19 protein-coding genes and 1 other annotated feature are annotated in these 18,243 nt (G+C 46.4%); of the genes, 14 read left to right on the forward strand and 5 right to left on the reverse strand.

Annotated elements, in window-relative coordinates; all coding sequences use genetic code 11:
• The first annotated feature begins 65 nt into the window (after nt 1–65).
• The 3 genes from HQN88_RS10410 to HQN88_RS10420 are packed head-to-tail and all read left to right on the forward strand — an operon-like array spanning nt 66 to nt 2,634.
• The gene (locus HQN88_RS10410) at nt 66–869 is read left to right on the forward strand and encodes an alpha/beta hydrolase (RefSeq protein ID WP_216855686.1); all 804 of its coding nucleotides are present in this window, start codon (nt 66–68) and stop codon (nt 867–869) included.
• Nucleotides 866–1,645 carry a 5-oxoprolinase subunit PxpB gene (pxpB, locus tag HQN88_RS10415; protein ID WP_173110776.1) on the forward strand — a complete coding sequence of 260 codons (780 nt, stop codon included), beginning with the start codon at nt 866–868 and terminating at the stop codon, nt 1,643–1,645. The genes HQN88_RS10410 and pxpB overlap by 4 nt, the downstream gene beginning before the upstream one ends.
• Nucleotides 1,642–2,634 (forward strand): 5-oxoprolinase subunit C family protein, encoded by a 993-nt coding sequence (locus HQN88_RS10420; protein WP_173110778.1) that lies wholly within the window; start codon nt 1,642–1,644, stop codon nt 2,632–2,634. The genes pxpB and HQN88_RS10420 overlap by 4 nt, the downstream gene beginning before the upstream one ends.
• A 264-nt stretch (nt 2,635–2,898) precedes the next feature.
• Here the strand turns inward: HQN88_RS10420 and HQN88_RS10425 are convergent, their stop codons facing one another.
• The gene (locus HQN88_RS10425) at nt 2,899–3,180 is read right to left on the reverse strand and encodes a hypothetical protein (protein ID WP_173110780.1); all 282 of its coding nucleotides are present in this window, start codon (nt 3,178–3,180) and stop codon (nt 2,899–2,901) included.
• 520 nt (nt 3,181–3,700) lie between these two features.
• Between HQN88_RS10425 and HQN88_RS10430 the strand changes: the two genes are divergently transcribed.
• From HQN88_RS10430 to HQN88_RS10470, 9 genes are all read left to right on the forward strand, one after another.
• On the forward strand, nt 3,701–4,462 hold the full coding sequence (locus HQN88_RS10430; protein WP_173110782.1) for a LamB/YcsF family protein: 762 nt from the start codon (nt 3,701–3,703) through the stop codon (nt 4,460–4,462).
• 1,156 nt (nt 4,463–5,618) lie between these two features.
• Entirely contained in the window at nt 5,619–5,906 is a 288-nt protein-coding gene (locus HQN88_RS10435; protein WP_028556449.1) for a CD3324 family protein, read from the forward strand.
• A gap of 103 nt (nt 5,907–6,009) precedes the next feature.
• A complete protein-coding gene (locus HQN88_RS10440; protein WP_173110784.1) occupies nt 6,010–6,393 on the forward strand; it encodes a gamma-glutamylcyclotransferase family protein in 384 nt (127 codons plus the stop codon).
• 90 nt (nt 6,394–6,483) lie between these two features.
• Nucleotides 6,484–6,867 (forward strand): response regulator, encoded by a 384-nt coding sequence (locus tag HQN88_RS10445; protein WP_173110786.1) that lies wholly within the window; start codon nt 6,484–6,486, stop codon nt 6,865–6,867.
• A gap of 48 nt (nt 6,868–6,915) precedes the next feature.
• Complete coding sequence (locus HQN88_RS10450; protein ID WP_173110788.1) at nt 6,916–8,679, forward strand: response regulator; 1,764 nt, start codon at nt 6,916–6,918, stop codon at nt 8,677–8,679.
• Between the two features lie 192 nt (nt 8,680–8,871).
• Entirely contained in the window at nt 8,872–9,360 is a 489-nt protein-coding gene (gene nikR, locus HQN88_RS10455; protein WP_173110790.1) for a nickel-responsive transcriptional regulator NikR, read from the forward strand.
• A gap of 55 nt (nt 9,361–9,415) precedes the next feature.
• Nucleotides 9,416–9,820 carry a DUF2203 domain-containing protein gene (locus HQN88_RS10460; RefSeq protein ID WP_173110792.1) on the forward strand — a complete coding sequence of 135 codons (405 nt, stop codon included), beginning with the start codon at nt 9,416–9,418 and terminating at the stop codon, nt 9,818–9,820.
• A 10-nt stretch (nt 9,821–9,830) separates the two neighbouring features.
• Nucleotides 9,831–11,486, forward strand: coding sequence for a copper resistance CopC/CopD family protein (locus tag HQN88_RS10465; protein ID WP_173110794.1), 1,656 nt, complete (start codon nt 9,831–9,833; stop codon nt 11,484–11,486).
• Nucleotides 11,487–11,523: 37 nt separating this feature from the next.
• A complete protein-coding gene (locus HQN88_RS10470) occupies nt 11,524–11,709 on the forward strand; it encodes a hypothetical protein (protein WP_173110796.1) in 186 nt (61 codons plus the stop codon).
• Between the two features lie 86 nt (nt 11,710–11,795).
• Here the strand turns inward: HQN88_RS10470 and glsA are convergent, their stop codons facing one another.
• Entirely contained in the window at nt 11,796–12,749 is a 954-nt protein-coding gene (gene glsA / locus HQN88_RS10475) for a glutaminase A (RefSeq protein WP_173110798.1), read from the reverse strand.
• Nucleotides 12,750–12,773: 24 nt separating this feature from the next.
• Nucleotides 12,774–13,694: an aldo/keto reductase gene (locus HQN88_RS10480; RefSeq protein ID WP_173110800.1), complete on the reverse strand. Its 921-nt coding sequence runs from the start codon at nt 13,692–13,694 to the stop codon at nt 12,774–12,776.
• A 296-nt stretch (nt 13,695–13,990) separates the two neighbouring features.
• Here HQN88_RS10480 and lepB point away from each other — a divergent pair, with 296 nt between their 5' ends.
• The gene (lepB, locus tag HQN88_RS10485; protein WP_246320158.1) at nt 13,991–14,521 is read left to right on the forward strand and encodes a signal peptidase I; all 531 of its coding nucleotides are present in this window, start codon (nt 13,991–13,993) and stop codon (nt 14,519–14,521) included.
• Nucleotides 14,522–14,566: 45 nt separating this feature from the next.
• Here the strand turns inward: lepB and HQN88_RS10490 are convergent, their stop codons facing one another.
• Nucleotides 14,567–16,213 carry an MDR family MFS transporter gene (locus HQN88_RS10490; RefSeq protein ID WP_173110804.1) on the reverse strand — a complete coding sequence of 549 codons (1,647 nt, stop codon included), beginning with the start codon at nt 16,211–16,213 and terminating at the stop codon, nt 14,567–14,569.
• Nucleotides 16,214–16,240: 27 nt separating this feature from the next.
• Nucleotides 16,241–16,669 (reverse strand): MarR family winged helix-turn-helix transcriptional regulator, encoded by a 429-nt coding sequence (locus HQN88_RS10495; protein WP_173110806.1) that lies wholly within the window; start codon nt 16,667–16,669, stop codon nt 16,241–16,243.
• A gap of 206 nt (nt 16,670–16,875) precedes the next feature.
• Nucleotides 16,876–17,130: a binding site (T-box leader), on the forward strand.
• Nucleotides 17,131–17,200: 70 nt separating this feature from the next.
• Between HQN88_RS10495 and pheS the strand changes: the two genes are divergently transcribed.
• Nucleotides 17,201–18,235 carry a phenylalanine--tRNA ligase subunit alpha gene (gene pheS, locus HQN88_RS10500; protein ID WP_068666178.1) on the forward strand — a complete coding sequence of 345 codons (1,035 nt, stop codon included), beginning with the start codon at nt 17,201–17,203 and terminating at the stop codon, nt 18,233–18,235.
• Nucleotides 18,236–18,243 lie beyond the last annotated feature (8 nt).

Consider the following 18,243-nt stretch of genomic DNA (forward strand, 5'->3'; position numbering starts at 1 on the left):
TTTTCTACTTGGTACAGATTGGCTATTATTAACGTAGTACGTTAATCACATGAGGGGGTTTCACATTGAACACAGGGACAACGATTGAATTATGGCCAGGAGCTACACTAGATAGTCAAGGTGAGGAGAACCAAGGCTGCCCAAGCTTAACCTTATATCCAGCAGAGGGAGATGGCTTGCGTGGAGCAGTTATTGTATGCCCAGGTGGTGGTTACGGTAGACGTGCCCCTCATGAAGGCGAGCCTATTGCCAAGTGGCTGAATGGGTTAGGCATATCTGCTTACGTGTTGAACTATCGCGTAGCACCATATAAACATCCTATTCCTTTGCAAGATGCACAGCGGGCCATTCGAACCGTGAGACATCATGCCGAGGCATGGGGAGTCGATGCGAACCGCATTGGTATTCTTGGTTTTTCTGCAGGCGGACATTTGGCAGCAACAGCGGGTACGCACTACGATGCGGGAGATCAAACTTCCGTGGATCCAATTGAACATCATAGCTCTCGTCCCGATCTCATGGTCCTGTGTTACCCGGTTATTTCATTTGGGGTGGATGCACACCAAGGTTCACGAATTAATTTGATAGGCGCAGATGCTAGTGAAGAGTTAGTACAGAATTTAAGCAATGAACTTCAAGTAACGACAGATACGCCGCCAACTTTCTTGTGGCACACAGCAGATGATGCAGCGGTTCCGGTTGAAAATAGCTTGTTGTTTGCTAGTGCCCTTAGCCGCAATAAAATTCCATTTGACCTGCATGTCTTCGAGTCAGGACGTCACGGTATTGGAATTGCAGACGATCATCCAGAAGCGTATGTCTGGCCTAATGTTTGCGCGAATTGGTTGAAAAAGCAGCATTTCGCATGACCAAGCTTGCCTACGAATGCCATCCTCTTGGAGACTCAGCGATTGTGATTCGCTTAGGTGAGGACATATCGGTAACGAATCTACATAAGGTCAGGCAGGTAGTGAATTATTTAGAAAATAACTGGCGGGATGGCTTTATTGAGCTAGTCGCCGCTTATACAACCATTACAATTTATTATGATGCATTCCGCATTTATAACTATTCTTCTGACGTTGTGTTAAAAAGTGGGCGAATTTCTGGGAATGCTGATTGGCTTCCATATGACGACGTCCTGCAAAGCATTGAGCAGCTATTAGATGCTTATTTGTTGGAAGATCGTGAGGGATTAGCTGCGGAGTTAGGAGCTATCAGGGAGATTCCAGTCTGCTATGAGGCGGCATTTGGACCTGATCTGGCAGATGTAGCGAGTTATCATCACGTGAGCACGGAAGAAATCGTGTCTTGGCATACATCACGTGTGTATCCCGTTTATATGATTGGATTCGCACCTGGTTTTCCCTATCTGGGCGGGATGGATGAACGGCTTGCTACACCGCGTAAATCAGTGCCGCGCACACAGATTCCAGCAGGTTCTGTGGGGATCGGCGGAACACAGACGGGTATCTACCCTTTTGAAACACCTGGAGGCTGGCAGCTTATTGGTCGAACTCCAATCCGATTGTTTCGTCCGGACATCATTCCCCCATCCTTACTCCAGGTCGGTGACCAAGTGAGATTTGTGGCGATCACATCAGAGCAGTTTCATGCGTTAGAGGAAGGGAATGCGAAGTCATGAGCTTTGAGGTCATTAAACCTGGCCTATTGTCCGCCATTCAGGATGAGGGCCGCTATGGTTATCGAAAACATGGTGTCATTGTGTCTGGACCGATGGATCACTTTGCACACCGAGCAGCCAACCTGTTGGTTGGTAATGGCTCTGAAGCAGCTACCTTGGAAATGACCCTTCAGGGGCCAATTCTAATTGCACAGAGCGATATGCTCGTTGCCATTTGTGGAGCAGACATGGGGGCAAAAGTGGATGGAGACTCAGCGCCCATGTGGCAACCTTTCGTCCTTCATGCAGGAAGCGAGTTGTCTGTTGGATACGCTGTAGAGGGATGTAGATCATATTTGGCTGCGCATGGCGGATTCAAGTCTGATTACATACTCGGAAGTCGCAGCACCTATCAGAGAGCGGCTATTGGTGGATATGAGGGACGAACACTTCGTATCGGGGATGTATTGGAAGTAGAGAAGGGTGGACTGGCTTCTGACGTTGTGAATGAGGTTGAACTGCAGAGCAAGTTCGTGAGTTCAAAGATTCGCCCTGACTATCATGACAATCCGACAATCCGGATCGTGAGGGGGAGGGAAGCCTCCATATTTACACCTAACAGCTGGTCGAGATTGCTTTCTCAAAGCTTTTTTGTAACCTCACAATCGGATCGAATGGGCTATCGGTTAGCAAGTGAGTCTAAGCTTGAGCTCGAAGCTGGCTTATCCTACGAAATGATCTCAGAAGCCGTCGTTGCAGGCACGATCCAGGTCCCCTCTAGTGGACAACCCATTCTCCTGATGGCCGATTGCCAAACAACAGGTGGATATCCCCGCATTGGTCACGTAATCACAGCAGATTTACCGCTGGTGGCACAGGTGAAGCCAGGTGGGCAGCTGCGTTTTCAGGAAGTTACGCACCTTGAAGCACAGGAGCAGTTGTTGCTTCAGGCCATGGATCTTAATCTGCTGGGGGCGGGGGTAAGGGCTTGGTTAAGGGGTTTGGGATGAGTGGGATGTTGGGAAATAATATGATTTGACGAACAGAGGAACCTGAAGGACCAGAAGAACCTGATGGCCAGACGAACAGAGGAACTGAAGGACCAGAGGAACCTGATGGCCAGACGAACCGAACTGAACTAACTAGATGGAGCAGAGGAACCTAATGGCCAGACGAACAGAGGAACCTGAAGGACCAGAGGAACCTGAAGGACCAGAGGAACCTGATGGCCCAGACGAACAGAGGAACCTGAAGGACCAGACGAACTGAACTAACTAGATGAACCTGATGGACTGACAAATCAGACAAATGAGACGAACCAGACTAACTAAATGAACCTGATGAATTATACAAATGAGACGAACCAGACGAACTAGACGAACCAGACGAACTAGACGAGCTAGACGAACTAGACGAACTAGACGAGCTAGACGAACTAGACGAACTAGACGAGCTAGACGAACTAGACGAGCTAGACGAACTAGACGAACTAGACGAACTAGACGAACTAGACGAACTAGACTAATCCGGCTAACCCGACTAGCTTTAAGAGCCATGTGAAGTTTGACGAGCCCTAACTGCCTCCCCTCAGCAACTTAACTGGAAAAACTCCAGCTATTTTTGGCACTTTGGAATGTTTTTGGCATTTAAATGGAAAAACTCCAGTTAATTTCCCTTAAATCGCCCAATGGGAAGGAAATGGCTAAAATTAACTGGAGAAAATACAGTTAGATCGAAAATTTGCCCAAATGCTCTTTGAATAGATGGAGAAAATACAGTTATTTCGTAATTTTACTCAGATGATCTTCAATTATCTGAATGACTCCCGTGACATCTGCCGATATTACCCCCACGCGTTCTCCACTCCCACACTTCGAAGCATGAAAATAATGCACTTTGCAGTGGGTTGAGTAGGAAATGTGCTGAATGGGAGTGGGAAGAGTGGAGAATGAGTTGTGTGGGAGTAAGTTGAGTTAAGAATGCAATGAGTAATGAAAGAAATAAGTAATGAAAGAAATAAGTAATGAATGAACGATGATGAAATGGTATTCATCTTGAGTGGGGAGTGAAATCGTCATGCTGCGGATTGACTTGAATTGTGACATGGGCGAAGGCTTCGGCGCGTATCGCCTCGGCCGCGATGCGGAGCTGCTCGACTACGTCAGCTCCGCCAACATCGCCTGCGGGTTCCACGCAGGCGACCCCGCAACCATGCGCAGCACAGTTCAGCTGTGCCTGCGTAAGGGCGTTGCGATCGGGGCCCATCCGGGCCTCCCCGATCTGCAGGGCTTCGGCCGGCGCGAGATCGCGATCACGCCGGCAGAGGCTTACGAGCTGACGTTGTATCAGCTCGGGGCGCTGCAGGCTTTCGTCCACGCCGAAGGCGGACGCCTGCAGCACGTTAAGCCGCATGGCGCGCTCTACCACATGGCCGCGAAGCGCCATGAGTTAGCCGCCGCGATTGCGGCTGCAACGGCCAGCGTCAGCGCGGAGCTGACGCTGTATGGCCCGCCCGGCAGCGAGCTGCTGCGGGCGGGCGCCGCCGCGGGACTGCGGACCGCGAGCGAGGCTTTCGCGGACCGCAGCTACCAGCGGGACGGCTCTTTGACGCCCCGCGATCAAGCCGGGGCACTGCTTGAGAGCGCCGCCGAGGCTGCGGCGCAGGTGGAACGGCTTGTCCGCGAAGGGAAGGTTCTCTCCATCACGGGAGAGGACCTGAGTATGCTCGCGGACACGATCTGTATCCACGGCGATGGGTTGCACGCCGTGGAGTTCGCGCGCGATATCCGCGCGCTATTAGAGAGAGGCGGCATCGCAGTGATGCCGCTGGGGACCTAGTGAATTCGCTAGGTCTTTTTTTATTTATCCCCATAACTTTCCTCATCAACACAAGTAACTCGCCAAAGCAACTTTCCCTGTCAAGTCAATACATATCTACCAAAAATTCAAACTCCGCTATCAGTCAGTACTAATTACTTGTGCTAAGCCTGCCACTTTCGACGGCTCAGACAGAGTTTAGTACTGATAAGCTGCTGAGACAGCAATAATCGACGTCTCAAGAGTGAATCGTCTCATTACAGACTAGTTTGACTGCTAAGACTGCCACTTTCAACGGCTCAGAGTGAATTTGATGATGATAAGCTGCTGAGCCAGCAAAAATAGACGTCTCAAGAGGGGAATCGCGTCATTTTGACTAGTTTATTATCTGGGACTGCTAGTATCGATGTCTCACAGTGAAACTGGTACTGATGGCTACTGAGAATGCATTTATTCCCGTCTCAGTTGCGCGTTCGTCATTTAAACTAATTAGGATTGCTGAGCCTGCTACTATCGACGTCTCAAGAAAGAATCGCAACCATACACGCGGTGCTCGTTCCGTTGACACAGGGTTTCTCACTGGCCTTATCACTGCGCCACTCCCCTAAGATTAAAAGGGGACCTCCCCCCTCACAAGGAAAGAATCCCTATAACCATTCTTTCACTTGAGAACTGCTCGACAATATGAGTTAATAGGTATGTAGCCGGCCAGCTAATTCCTATGGAAAGGAGTGATCAAGGTGATTACAACGCAAACAGAGGTGATCTCTGCGTAAGCAGAGATCACTGTTCCAAGCGGGGGCCACTAGGCCCTCGCATAACTTTTACGAACGAGTAGACAGCGAGACGCTTTTTACATATAATGAGAAATGTGAACACGAAGTGAACACAACAATAAACTACGGTGAAGGGAGTGCTTTTTAATGAACACAATGACAATGACAGTAGCGATGAATGTTGCGGCCGCCGCAGAGGTACTCGTCTCCTAACTGAATATCATTCGTGGAATAACCGTTCACCTGAATTGTATAATTGCATATACAACCGACAGGCACGATTATGATCGTGTTTTTTTTATTCCATTTTTGAGAATGGTAGGAGGTTAAGGGGCGATGAAGATACTCTCTGCAAATCAGTCAAAGTTAAGCTTTGCGACAATTTGAGGAGGTTTTCATCCATGAGTTACAAGAACGGGAAAGATGTTCTTCCCCCTAACCTATTAAAACAATTACAAGAATATATCCAAGGCGAAATCGTCTATATCCCTAAGAAAGAGCAGAAACGCGCTGGCTGGGGAGAAAATAATGGCACTCGCATCATCATTGAGCGGAGAAATCGTGAGATTTTCCGTTTGTATCAAACGGGTTCGACGGTGTTGGAGCTAATCAAGGTGTTTCATTTGTCCGAAGACAGCATCCGCAAAATTATCGTCAAAACACGTGAATTAACAGCCAATCAGGCATAGCAGCAGCATCCATCGTGATGCTGCTTTTTTTTTGTAGGAAATGCTAGTTACCATGCCGAAATCATTCATATAACGGATGTGAATGTTTAGGAGGAATAGAGAAATGATATCTGTATTTGTGTATGGCACGTTACTGGTTGGAGAAAGCAATCATCATGTTGTCTCTCCGTATTTGTTGGAAGTGCAACCTGGCGCGATATTTGGACGTTTATATGATGTAGGACCTTACCCTGCGTTAGTACTTACAGACAATGAACATAAGGTTGAAGGGGAATGGATTGAGGTTACCGAAGAGGGACTGGCTGCTATGGACATTTTGGAAACGTATTACAGTCCAGGTCATGCTGACAATGAATACGAACGAATTTGGGTAAAAGATGCCATTTTGGAGAAGCAAGGTTGGGTGTATTGTTATCCAAATCCACGTGGACTTCCAGCTATTTCTGGCTCCTCTTGGAAATCTCACCTGCACAATAAGAAGGCGTGACTTTATTCGATGTATTCCGACATTTTCCTATCTTGGCCTCAGATATGATGCTATAATTAGTACTAATTTATGGACTCGAGGAGAGAGAACATGTCAGCTTACAAAATTTTGCTAGCCGATGATGAATTGGCACTTCGCTTTCTGCTGACGGAGACGTTGTCGGATGAAGGATACGTCATCACCGAGGTTGAGGATGGTCAACAAGCGATTGAGCAGCTGGGCAAGGAAGCCTATGATTTAATCATTCTAGACTACATGATGCCGGAACGCACGGGGGTAGAGGTTTGCTCCTGGTTGAGACAAAGTGATAATGTGAATAAAGACTTGCCAGTGATTCTGCTGACAGCCAAAGCGTTGGAGAAAGATAAAGAGAAAGCGAAAGCAGCGGGTGTCACCACGTACATTGTAAAGCCTTTCAGTCCACTTCAATTATTAGATACCATCGGGCAGCTATTACAGCGAGAGGTTGGATGAGGACTTTAGGATCAGTTCGATTAAGCTTATAAAGGGTGATGGTCATCTATGAGCCATAGAAATATAGAGAGATCCAAAGATTCAGCTTCTGAATCCGATCGTGATGCAAGAATTCTTAAACAAGGAAGAAAGCTGTTTATTCGTGAATATGACAAGCAGCTGCAGCAGTTGCAGTCCTTGCTGACAACGGTTCAGATGAAGCCAATCCTTGCGGATTTGCAACAGTGCTATCGGATTGCGCATACACTCAAAGGTAGTGCGCCAGTCTTTGGTTATTTGAGGATTGGTAAACTGGCAGAAGACTTGGTGCGGAAATGGGAATGGGCCCTAGCCATGGAGAAGCAGGATCATGAGTTGCTTCTTTCGACGAGCCCTGTAAATGAAAGCATTGAACGTACGGTTGAATTATTGCTTGAATTAAAAATGGAGCTCGATATCGGCTTAACGGAAATTCAGATGGATGAGGAGAAAGATCCTAATACAGGTTCCATGCTTCGAACTCTCAAAAGTCGCATTTTACTCGTTGATGATGACGATGCGCTTCGCTCTTATTTGACTAGACGATTGCAACTCGATGATTGTATTGTTGATGAAGCCGCTGATGTGGAGTCAGCCAAAAAATTACTGCGTGAGCATACCTATGATCTTGTTACGCTAGATCTGATGATGCACCCGCAGTCAGGCTATGAGCTATTTGATTTTCTCAAAGAAGATCCTACTCTGAAATGGCTGCCGCTTATCGTGTTATCCGGTCGTGATGATATCAGTGACAAAGTTCGTTGTTTCCACTTAGGGGCGGATGATTATGTGACGAAGCCATTCCAATATGAGGAATTGGCGGCGCGCATCTATGGACTCCTCAAGCGAACTCGGAATTTTGAACAGTTGGCTTTCCGCGACCCGCTGACAGGTGTGTTTAATCGCCGTTATTTTGATTTGCAGATTGGGTTAGAGTTGCAGCGTATCGAGCGCTACCCAGCGCCAATTTCCCTCGTGTTTATCGATATTGACAGTTTCAAAAACGTCAATGATACGTATGGACATCACGTAGGTGATTTGGTGCTCCAAGGCTTGGCTCACCTTATGCAGGTCAATTTGCGTTCGACCGATTTATTGGCTCGTTTTGGCGGTGAGGAGTTCGTCATCGCACTTCCGAATACGACGGTGGATCAAGCTAGGTCGATCATGCAAGATGTTTTAGATAAAGTTCGTGTGAAGCCTGTAGCGCAGAATGAAGGTCAAACGTTCTCGATTACGTTCTCAGCTGGCGTAGCCGAATGGCAAGTAGGGATGACGATTGCGGAGTGGGTAGCGAAAGCAGACGATGCGATGTATCAAGCGAAGCAGCAAGGCAAAAATCGCATCGTGCTGGCCGATTTAGAAGATGAGGGTGCACAATTCACGAAGTTGGTTGCTCATGCCAATGCCCAACTGCAGAAGAAAAAGCTCTTGATCGTTGACGATGATCCGATTCTCAGAGCGATACTGATTTCGCAGTTGGAGCACTTGCCGATTGTGATTACACAGGTTTCTGATGGTGAAGCGGCATGGCAGTTATTGAGTGATCAAGTTTTCGACGCTTGTATTTTGGATGGCATCTTGCCTGGGCTTGATGGTTTTACGATCTTAGAGAAAATCAAGACAGATACGCAAGCGCGCTCCAAGGATCTGAAGGTACTGATGCTTTCTGGTAAGAAGAAGGAAGCCGATGTGGCGAAAGGCCTGCAAATGGGAGCCGATGATTATATGACGAAGCCATTCTCACTCGTGGAGCTGGAGAATCGCGTCAAACAACTGATGAATCTTACTTAGGAAAGGAGGGGCGATGTCCTCTCCTTTTTTGTGTTTTTGCCATAAGAATTTTGTGGATGGCCCCAATAAATTTGCTTTTTCGCCATAAGATCGTTATCTATGGTTCAATTTCCCTTGACGGAGGTTTGCGACTCCAACACTTTCTGATACAGTAGAATGATAGATGAAGATACAGATGAAGGAGCAAGATGCATGTCGGATAAAGACAATCTGGTACGTTTTGGAATTTCGATGCCACAATCTCTAATCGAGCAATTCGACCGATTGATTGCCTTACAAGGGTATGATAATCGCTCGGAGGCGATTCGTGATCTGGCGCGCAAAGCGCTTTTGACCTCGAGCAGTATGCAGCCAACAGAAATGGTTGCGGGTACCATTGTCATGGTATATGACCATGATAGTCGTGATTTGCCGATCACCCTCATGGATCTTCAGCATGATTACCATCATGCCATCATTTCTACGATGCATATCCATTTAAACCATCAGCAATGCTTGGAAATACTCGTCGTTCGCGGTGAGGTGCAGAAACTTCGAGAGCTGCAGCAACGCATACAAGTGTTAAAAGGTGTTGCCTATGCGGAGCTGTCTGTTACACATGTGGACGAGCATAGTCAAGGTCATGGACACAGCCACCATCATGGGCATCATCACGTTCACGATAAGGCTGAAACAGAGTAGTGGAATTCGTAGTTCGTCTGTTTTTTTGCTAAAATAACGGATATGGAGGTGCGTTATGCCGGAAAAGAAATGGTTCTCTTTGGAAGAGGCTAATCATTTATTGCCATTTGTTGATCAGGAATTGAAGAAGATGCAAGCCTTGAAACGTGAATTTGAGGACAAATATATGGAGTTACGTCATAAGAAGAATGAATTTGCAGAGAAGCCTAGCTCGGAAAAGGATCCCTTTTTCGTTATGGAAGCTGCGCTTGAATTTCTTCAAATTGAAGCGCGCGGACTCATTCAAAGCTTTCAAAAGACGGGCATTGAGCTAAAGGATATCGATACGGGACTTGTTGATTTCCCTGCGGTCATGAACGGACAAGAAGTGTTGCTGTGTTGGAAGCAAGGAGAGGATGGGATTCGTTATTATCACGGGGAGCAAGATGGATTTGCTGGCCGTAGACCAATAACGGATTAGAGGGATACTTATGACGGGATTATTACAACAACGCACCAAAATGTGGTTCCTGCGACTGCCAGTAGGCTTGATTGCTCTGTTAGCGATCATGCTTATGAGTGCTGTCCTTGCGCCCCAATCAGTCTCTGCGCATGCTTCATTGGTTGAAGCGACACCAGAATCGGGAGCGAAGCTTGAGAGCTCACCAGCTGTAGTGTCCGTCACGTTCAATGAACAATTAGATAGCGGACTCTTTTATATTAAGGTTTATGATCATAGCGGTGCCGAAGTGACGAATCGCAAAGCGGTGATGAATAAGGATCAGATGGGTATCAAGCTGGATGTGCCGAAACTGGCAGAAGGCGTGTATTTGATTAGCTATCACGTCATCTCAGCAGATGGTCACCCTGTGGGGGGGAGCTATCCAATCACGGTCGGGAATCCGCCGCAGGAGGACTTGCTCGATGTGCCATCCGCGCATACGGGACATGATCACAGCGCAGGGCCGCTTACGACTAAAGGGTTGCTGCAATACGCCTCCCGCGGCTTATGGTTTCTAATGCTGTTGGCTTTGACAGGTTGGGCATTCTGGTTACGATTGGTGAAAACCCAAGGAGAAGAAGCGCAGAAATCGCTCGCTGCCTGGTCGCTCAATCTGCAACGCGGACACATTGTTGCTCTATTGCTGCTTATTTTCACTCATATTGAGGATCTGTTGGGCGGCGGCGGTGTAGATGAAATATGGCAGCTGCTAAGCGCGACCAATATCGGGATTTCTTGGGTGCTGCTTCTTGTGTTATCCTTCTTAGGCTTTGTATTGCTGGGTAGGGTGGCATGGTTGGATGTGTGTTGGGCCCTGGCTCTTCTTGCGGTTAAAAGCTTCAGCGGCCACGCAGCGTCCTTCTCGCCTCTGTGGGCGACGATTGGGCTCGATTTTATTCATCTCGTTGCTGCGGCTTGTTGGGTTGGCGGATTAATTCTGCTGTATGTGAAATGGCGCCATAACAAGACGGGGCTAGGCAGTTATATGCAGAAGTTTTCCAAATTTGCACTGATTTCGATTCTTGTTTTAACTGTTTCAGGGATTCTATCTGTTTTGTTATTCTTACCGAATCTGCGATACTTGACATACACAACGTGGGGAATTCTCCTGCTTGTGAAGGTAGGCGTGGTCGTGCTTGTCGCCGTGCTGGGATTCGTGATTCGACTCTTCCTTCGCAAAAAGCAAGTCAATCAATCAATTGTATGGGTAAAGCTAGATCTATCCCTTATGGTTATCATTGTAGTGCTTGTCGGACTGATTACCTATATGGCACCAATACCTGCTAATGCGCCTCTTCAGTGGCATCAGATGGGAGAGAAGGTCCATGCTTCGGTCGATATTACGCCCAAAATTCCAGGCAATAACAGCTTCGTCGCCAAAGTATGGCTGCCTGAAAAGTCAGGTCAACCTAAGCAGGTTCTCTTGATTTTGCATAATAAGGATGATGAAGAGATTGCACCGATTTCTATCCCTTTAACGATCTATACAGATAATAAGGAAGAGGAGTCCTACGGTTTTGCTAAATTTAGTTACAAATCGGAAGGGCCGTACCTACCGTTTAGAGGCAATTGGGAACTAGAAATGCGCGTCATGGATACCGAAGATAATGAGACGGTGTATACCAAAGACTTCATTGTGTATTAAGCCTGAAAAGGCGAAATGAATCGTGAGGAGGCTTTCCATGGCTTGGATTCAAATACTAGATAAAGACCATCTATCCGTTAAATTTGATGATAAAGATGATTCCGCTCTTCTTGAAGTCAATGACGGCGGTATTTCACCTAATTATGTGACGATTCGATTGAATGAGCATGAAGTGGATGAATTGATAGAAGCCCTCCAACGCATCAAACAGTCCATGCAATAAGGGTATACGCATAGGAAAGAACCTTCCCCAAGACTGAACGAAGTCAATAAGGAAGGTTCTTTTTTGTTAGCATGGAGGTAGTTGCGTTAAAACATGCTCCAGTCGAACTCCTTCGACAGAATACCAAGCAAGTGTACACCTGCTGTGCTGTTGCCTTTACGGTTCAGTGCCGGTCCGACGATGCCGATGCCGTATTGTCCCGGCACCATCGTCAGAATGCTGCCGGACACGCCGCTCTTCGCAGGCAGCCCGACATTCATGGCGAATTCGCCAGAAGCATTGTACATTCCACAGGTGAACATGAAAGTCTTAGCAATTTGCACGAAGCGCCGCGGGATGAGACGTTGCTTGCGGATCGGATCTACGCCGTTATGCGCGAGAACGAGCGCCATTCTGGCTAGATCCGTGCAATTCACCTCGATGGAGCAGTGACTGAAGTAGACACGAAGGACATCATCAACTTCCTTGTCTAAGACACCGTTATCCTTGAGGAAATAGGCTAAAGAACGATTGCGGTGAGCGGTATCTGACTCAGATTTGAACACATTTTGATTAATGGCGAGCGAAGGATTATCCGCAATATCCCTGAAGAAATGCAGGATACGATCGACCTGTTCATCTGTGTTATTTCCAGCGATTAGCGAAGAGATTGCAATCGCTCCGGCATTAATAAGCGGATTGAATGGGATGCCTGGCTCGATAAGCTCAAGCTTCAACATCGAGTTGAAGTCATCGCCAGTCGGCTCCATCCCCACTTTGGAGAATACAACGTCTTCGCCATTATCCATGAGTGCAAGAATGAGTGAAAAAACTTTCGAAATACTTTGCAAGGTGAAACGAAAGTCAGCATCTCCGGATAAGATGGTTTTCCCTTCGCTATCCATTAGACATATTCCAAGTAAATCCCCAGAAGCGTTAGCTAGCTCAGGGATGTAGGAAGCGACATGCCCCTCTGACGTATGCGTTTTGCTAACAGCAACCCATTCGTCGATGTGAGTGTGAAGTGCCTTCCAAGTTTCATCGTGCTGTTGGTGAGACATGGTGAAGTCAGTCCTTCCTCTTCTCTAGGCTTTCCAAGCTTGCGGATGATTGTCGCTGATCAGCTCTGTTGCTGCGGCATTCGCAATCACTTGCTCTGGGTTTTTGCAGCCTGGAATAACGGAAGTAACTGCATCATGCTTCAAGCACCAAGCCAATGCCCACTTGGCCATATCCATGCCTTCTGGGACTTCGTTTTGCTGGATGCGTTGAACTTCTTCGAGCTTCTGCTTAACGCTTTCTGCATCGTGACGATGACGAACGTCCGTGTTACTGAATACAGCACCTGGCTTGTATTTACCGCTTAGATAGCCACTGGCCAATGGTACACGTGCAAGTACGCCGAGGTCTTGATCGATACAAGATTGGAAAACTTGATCTTCCGGCGCACGATCCAGACGGTTGTAGACAACTTGAATCGCTTTGGAATTCACCTTCGTAGAAGCGGCAGTCTGATGAATATTGGCATTGCTGCCGATCGACGTGCCTAGGTGACGGATTTTGCCAGCCTGTACTTGTTTATCAAGGGTTGTCCATAGATCGTCATTATCGAATAAAGCATCAGGTCCGGAATGGAATTGGTATAAGTCAATATAATCCGTATGTAAAGCCTGTAAGGAAGCATCAAGCTGCTTGACAACAGATTCAGCACTAAATTCATCAGTTCGTGTAAATAAATCATGGAAATGATGACCGAATTTCGTCGCGACAACCCACTTATCACGATCGCGGTGGGATAAATAATTACCGATGAATGACTCGGAAAGGTGATCACCATAGCATTCTGCCGTATCAATTAAGTTGATACCAAGCTCAGCCGCTTGATCCAAAATCGCGTCAGCTTCCCCTTGGGTATAGTTTAATCCCCACTCACCGCCAAATTGCCAAGTGCCAACACCAACGATGGAAACTTTCAGATCTGTTTTACCAAGTCTACGATATTTCATGTGTAACACTCTCCTTATTTAAGGTATCCATATTCATTATACAACAACATTTTATTTTTCCACATTTTCGGTTTCCGAAAACGTCTTGCTAATTGGCGATATAAACAACCTCTCCCGGGGTCCCCGCAAAGTAATAGGACTTTGCTTCGAAGATTATCTTCACTTTGTGGGGTAGAATAGCGGTCGCTCATCCTCGAATGACTTCGGTACAAGTTTATCTCAATTTAATGTAAGCTTTTCAGAAATGGGTTACTGTGTAAATAAGAATAAGTGAAGGCGAAAGGATGTTGTTTCCATTGATCAAAAAATATGTGCTAAGCCTATTGAAAGAATGGGTGCCTACTATAGCATTTGCTATTATTATCGCACTTGTCGTCAATACGTATGTTGCGCAAGCAATGACGGTTCCAACAGGTTCCATGCTGCCGACTATTCAATTACAAGATGAGTTGATTGTTGAGAAAATGAAGCCATTAACCAACTTTGAATTTGGTGATATCGTTGTGTTTTGGCCGCCAATTGAGGGGAATGAGGATCGCTATGTGAAGCGTCTGATTGGCCTTCCTGGTGATACGATTGAGGTCAAGGATGGTGCTTTATACAGGAATGGAGCGAAGGTAGACGAGCCCTATATCCAAGCGCCTATGGCGTATACTTTTCATCAAGTGACTGTGCCGGAAGGGAAATATTTCTTCTTAGGCGATAATCGCAACGATAGCTATGATTCACATTTGTGGCCGGCACCCCCTTTTGTAGCTGAAAAGGATATTATCGGCAAAGCCGTATTTCGCATTTTTCCTCTCAGTCAAATAGGGACCATTGATTAATAGGAAAGAAGCTCCCAACCTCATGTAGAGGAAGGGAGCTTTTTTTTAGTGAGCAAGATGAGGGGAAACTTGGTTATCATCTTTTCCGTCTTCTTTTTTCTTCGATTTACGGTCAGAAAGCTTAATGTTCCCAACGAATAGCGTAAGGATCGCGCCGAGTAGTACGAATACCAATCCGTAGATAAACACTTGGTGAAGAGAGGAAACAAGCGCATCTTTAATGATGGGCAATCTCTCTACTAATTCTTTTGGCAATTTAGCCAACGCCTCTGGACTTAAGAGGGAGGAATAGAGAGTTTGTGGGTTCTTATGAATCATGTCAATTAACGGAGTGCCTACTTCCGCGGGGAACTGTTTCACTACTGGCTCTAAATTTTGTTCAAGCAAAATTGTTGATTTGTGATTCATAATAGTGCCGAGTATTGTCATCCCGAAGGTACCACCGATTTGACGGAAAAATTGGCTGGAAGACGTTACAACGCCTAGCTCTGATTTCGGGAAGCTTTCTTGTAAAGCGAGCGTTAGGATCGGCATGACGAGACCCATTCCTAAACCAAGCATAACCATGTAGCTGGATGCGATCAACTTCGTAGTAGAAATCCCCATTGTGCTAAGGAAAACAAAGCCAACAGCCATGACGATCATACCGATGAACATTTGTCTTCGAACACCAATTTTATCAATCAATTGGCCAGAAACGACGCTGGCTGCAATCATTGTAATCATGAGCGGCGTCATGACAGTTCCAGAAGCTGACGCGCTAATACCGACAATGCCTTGCATGAAAAGAGGAACGAACATAATAGCACCGAACATCCCAACCGCCATCAGGAAGCCTACTCCGTTAATGGTGGAGAAAGTTCTATTTTTAAACAAACGAACAGGAAGGATGGGCTCATCTGCTTTACTTTCAATGAATACGAAGGCAACTAAAGACACAACAGCTAGTGCGAACAGACCTATAATCTGCCAAGAGCCCCAAGCATACTCACTTCCGCCAAACGTAAGAGCAAGAAGTAAACTCACTACACCGACAATCATCGTGACGATACCCGGGACATCGAATTTAACTTTCCCTGTTGATTTATGCTTCGGTAAGGCAATTGAGATCAGAATAACAGCTAGAATACCAACAGGCAGGTTGATGTAAAACACCCAACGCCAGTCCCAAGCATCTACGATCCAGCCGCCAACTTGCGGCCCGATAACAGAGGATAAACCAAAGATCGCTCCGAAAACACCTTGCCATTTAGCACGCTGTTTACCAGTGAATAAATCCCCGATAATGATAATGGCCATTGGCATCATGATACCACCGCCAAGACCTTGCAGACCGCGGAACAAAATGAGTTCCGTCATGTTCTGGGACATTCCGCAAAGCGCTGAAGCAACGATGAAGATGATGAGTCCAGTTACATAAATGACGCGGCGGCCTATTAAGTCGGCCAGTTTACCCGCGATGGGTACGATAACCGTTGAAGTCAGCATATAAGCTGTCGTTAACCAAGTCATCAGTCCGAGCCCGCCGAATTCACCGACGATACGCGGCATTGCTGTTCCTACGATTGTACCGTCCAAAGCTCCGAAGAGCATGGCAATGATTAAGCCAGTGAGGAGAAGTCCCCTATTTTTGAGCTCTGGTGCAGCTTCTTCCGAGAGATCCTTTGGAGCTGCTTTTTGAATATTTGCCATCTGTATCACTCCTTTGATGTAATAAAATTAGTAAAATGAAGTAAATTTTTCGAATGCATTTACGAAAATATGAAGTTCCTCAGGAGAAAGCTGCGATAATCCGCGTGCAATTACTTTCTTTTGAATTTCAGTGGCCTCAGCAAGGATGGCGTCTCCTTTTGCTGTATTCTCAACGAGTACAATGCGGCGATCAGTCTCATGATGCATACGAATAACATGCCCACTTTGAACAAGACGATCTATCATGACCGTGATTGCACTTGGCTTTACGCCTAATTTCTCAGCAAGCTGAGATTGTTTCGGAGATTTCTCTTTAGATATCATCGCTAACATAAATAAATGCCGCGGGGTTATCTCGGAGTCTATTTCGGTAATTACTTCATGAGCTAATTTGCGATGCGCCATCTCAAATGCTGTACGGAAGCGATTGGTATAGTCAGTCAATTCATCTTCCAAGTCATAACCTCCTAATAAATTGTTAGAATTATCTAATAATTAAATTATATAATAATTAAATTAAATAATATTTAAATTGTTTAAGTGAAATATAAACCTGTCGAGGAATGAAGTCAATAGGTTATTTCTGAAAATTTCAGAAAACGTAGGCGTGATATACTTGCATATCCTTTCTATCTTGCATATAATAACTGGTACATATACGTGGAAATGCTTTGACGGAGAAGAGTATGCAGTGCTTCTTGACAGGGAGGGAAAGCCGATGATTGAGAGCTGGCCCCGAGAATCAGGCTGCGGAAGTTCGCTCCCGAGCAGTCCTTTGAACAGAAGCCGTAATCAGCTTCTCAGTAGAGGGAACCGGACACATCGTCCGTTATCTGGAATGAAGTGAGACTCGTTTATTTATTATTTGTACATAGACGAATCTAATTAGGGTGGTACCACGGCTTTTCGTCCCTTGCGAGGGAGCGGAAAGTCTTTTTTGTGTTTTCATAAAGGGCGATTCAGAGGCCTAATTCAGGAGGGATTTCAATGAAAGAGCGGTTAGAGGCTTTGAAGCAAGAAGCGCTGCAAGAGCTAAGCGGCGTAGGAAGTCAGCAGGAACTGAACGATTTAAGAGTTAAATATTTGGGCAAAAAAGGACCGTTAACTGAGGTGCTTCGCGGCATGGGCGCATTAAGTGCAGAAGAAAGACCGGTTATCGGGCAAGTAGCGAATGATGTTCGCGCAGCAATTGAGTCCGTTATTGAGGAGAAACAAGCCGCATACACGAAGCAAGAGACAGAAAACAGACTTCGTGCTGAGATGATCGACGTTACGTTGCCGGGACGTCCTTCACAGCAAGGTGCTGTGCATCCTTTGAGTAAAGTTATTCAAGAAATTGAAGACATTTTCATCGGGATGGGTTACACCGTAGCTGAAGGTCCAGAAGTTGAACAAGATTATTACAACTTCGAAGCGTTGAACCTGCCGAAGGATCACCCAGCTCGTGATATGCAGGATTCCTTCTATGTAACAGAAGAAATTTTGATGCGCACACAGACATCCCCTGTTCAAGTAAGAACAATGGAGAAGCGCAAAGGTGAAGTTCCGATCAAAATCATCTGTCCGGGGAAAGTATACCGCCGCGATGACGACGATGCGACTCACTCTCACATGTTCCAACAAATTGAAGGCCTCGTCATTGACCGCAATGTGCGGATGAGTGATCTCAAAGGGACGTTGCTTCAATTCGTACAAGAAATGTATGGCCCAGCGACCAAAATTCGCATGCGTCCAAGTTTCTTCCCGTTCACAGAGCCGAGCGTTGAAGTCGATGTGAGCTGCGCAATGTGTGGCGGCGAAGGCTGCCGTACGTGTAAGCAAACAGGTTGGTTGGAAATTCTCGGAGCGGGCATGGTTCATCCGCGAGTTCTTGAAATGGGTGGCTATGATCCGAAGGAATACACAGGCTTCGCATTCGGCATGGGTGTTGAGCGTATCGCTATGTTGAAATATGGTATCGAAGATATTCGCCATTTCTATACGAACGATTTGCGTTTCTTAAAGCAATTTTTACATGTGTAAGCATTAGG

The sequence above is a fragment of the Paenibacillus qinlingensis genome (assembly GCF_013204845.1).
In the GTDB taxonomy this organism is placed as follows: Bacteria; Bacillota; Bacilli; order Paenibacillales; family NBRC-103111; genus Paenibacillus_E; species Paenibacillus_E qinlingensis.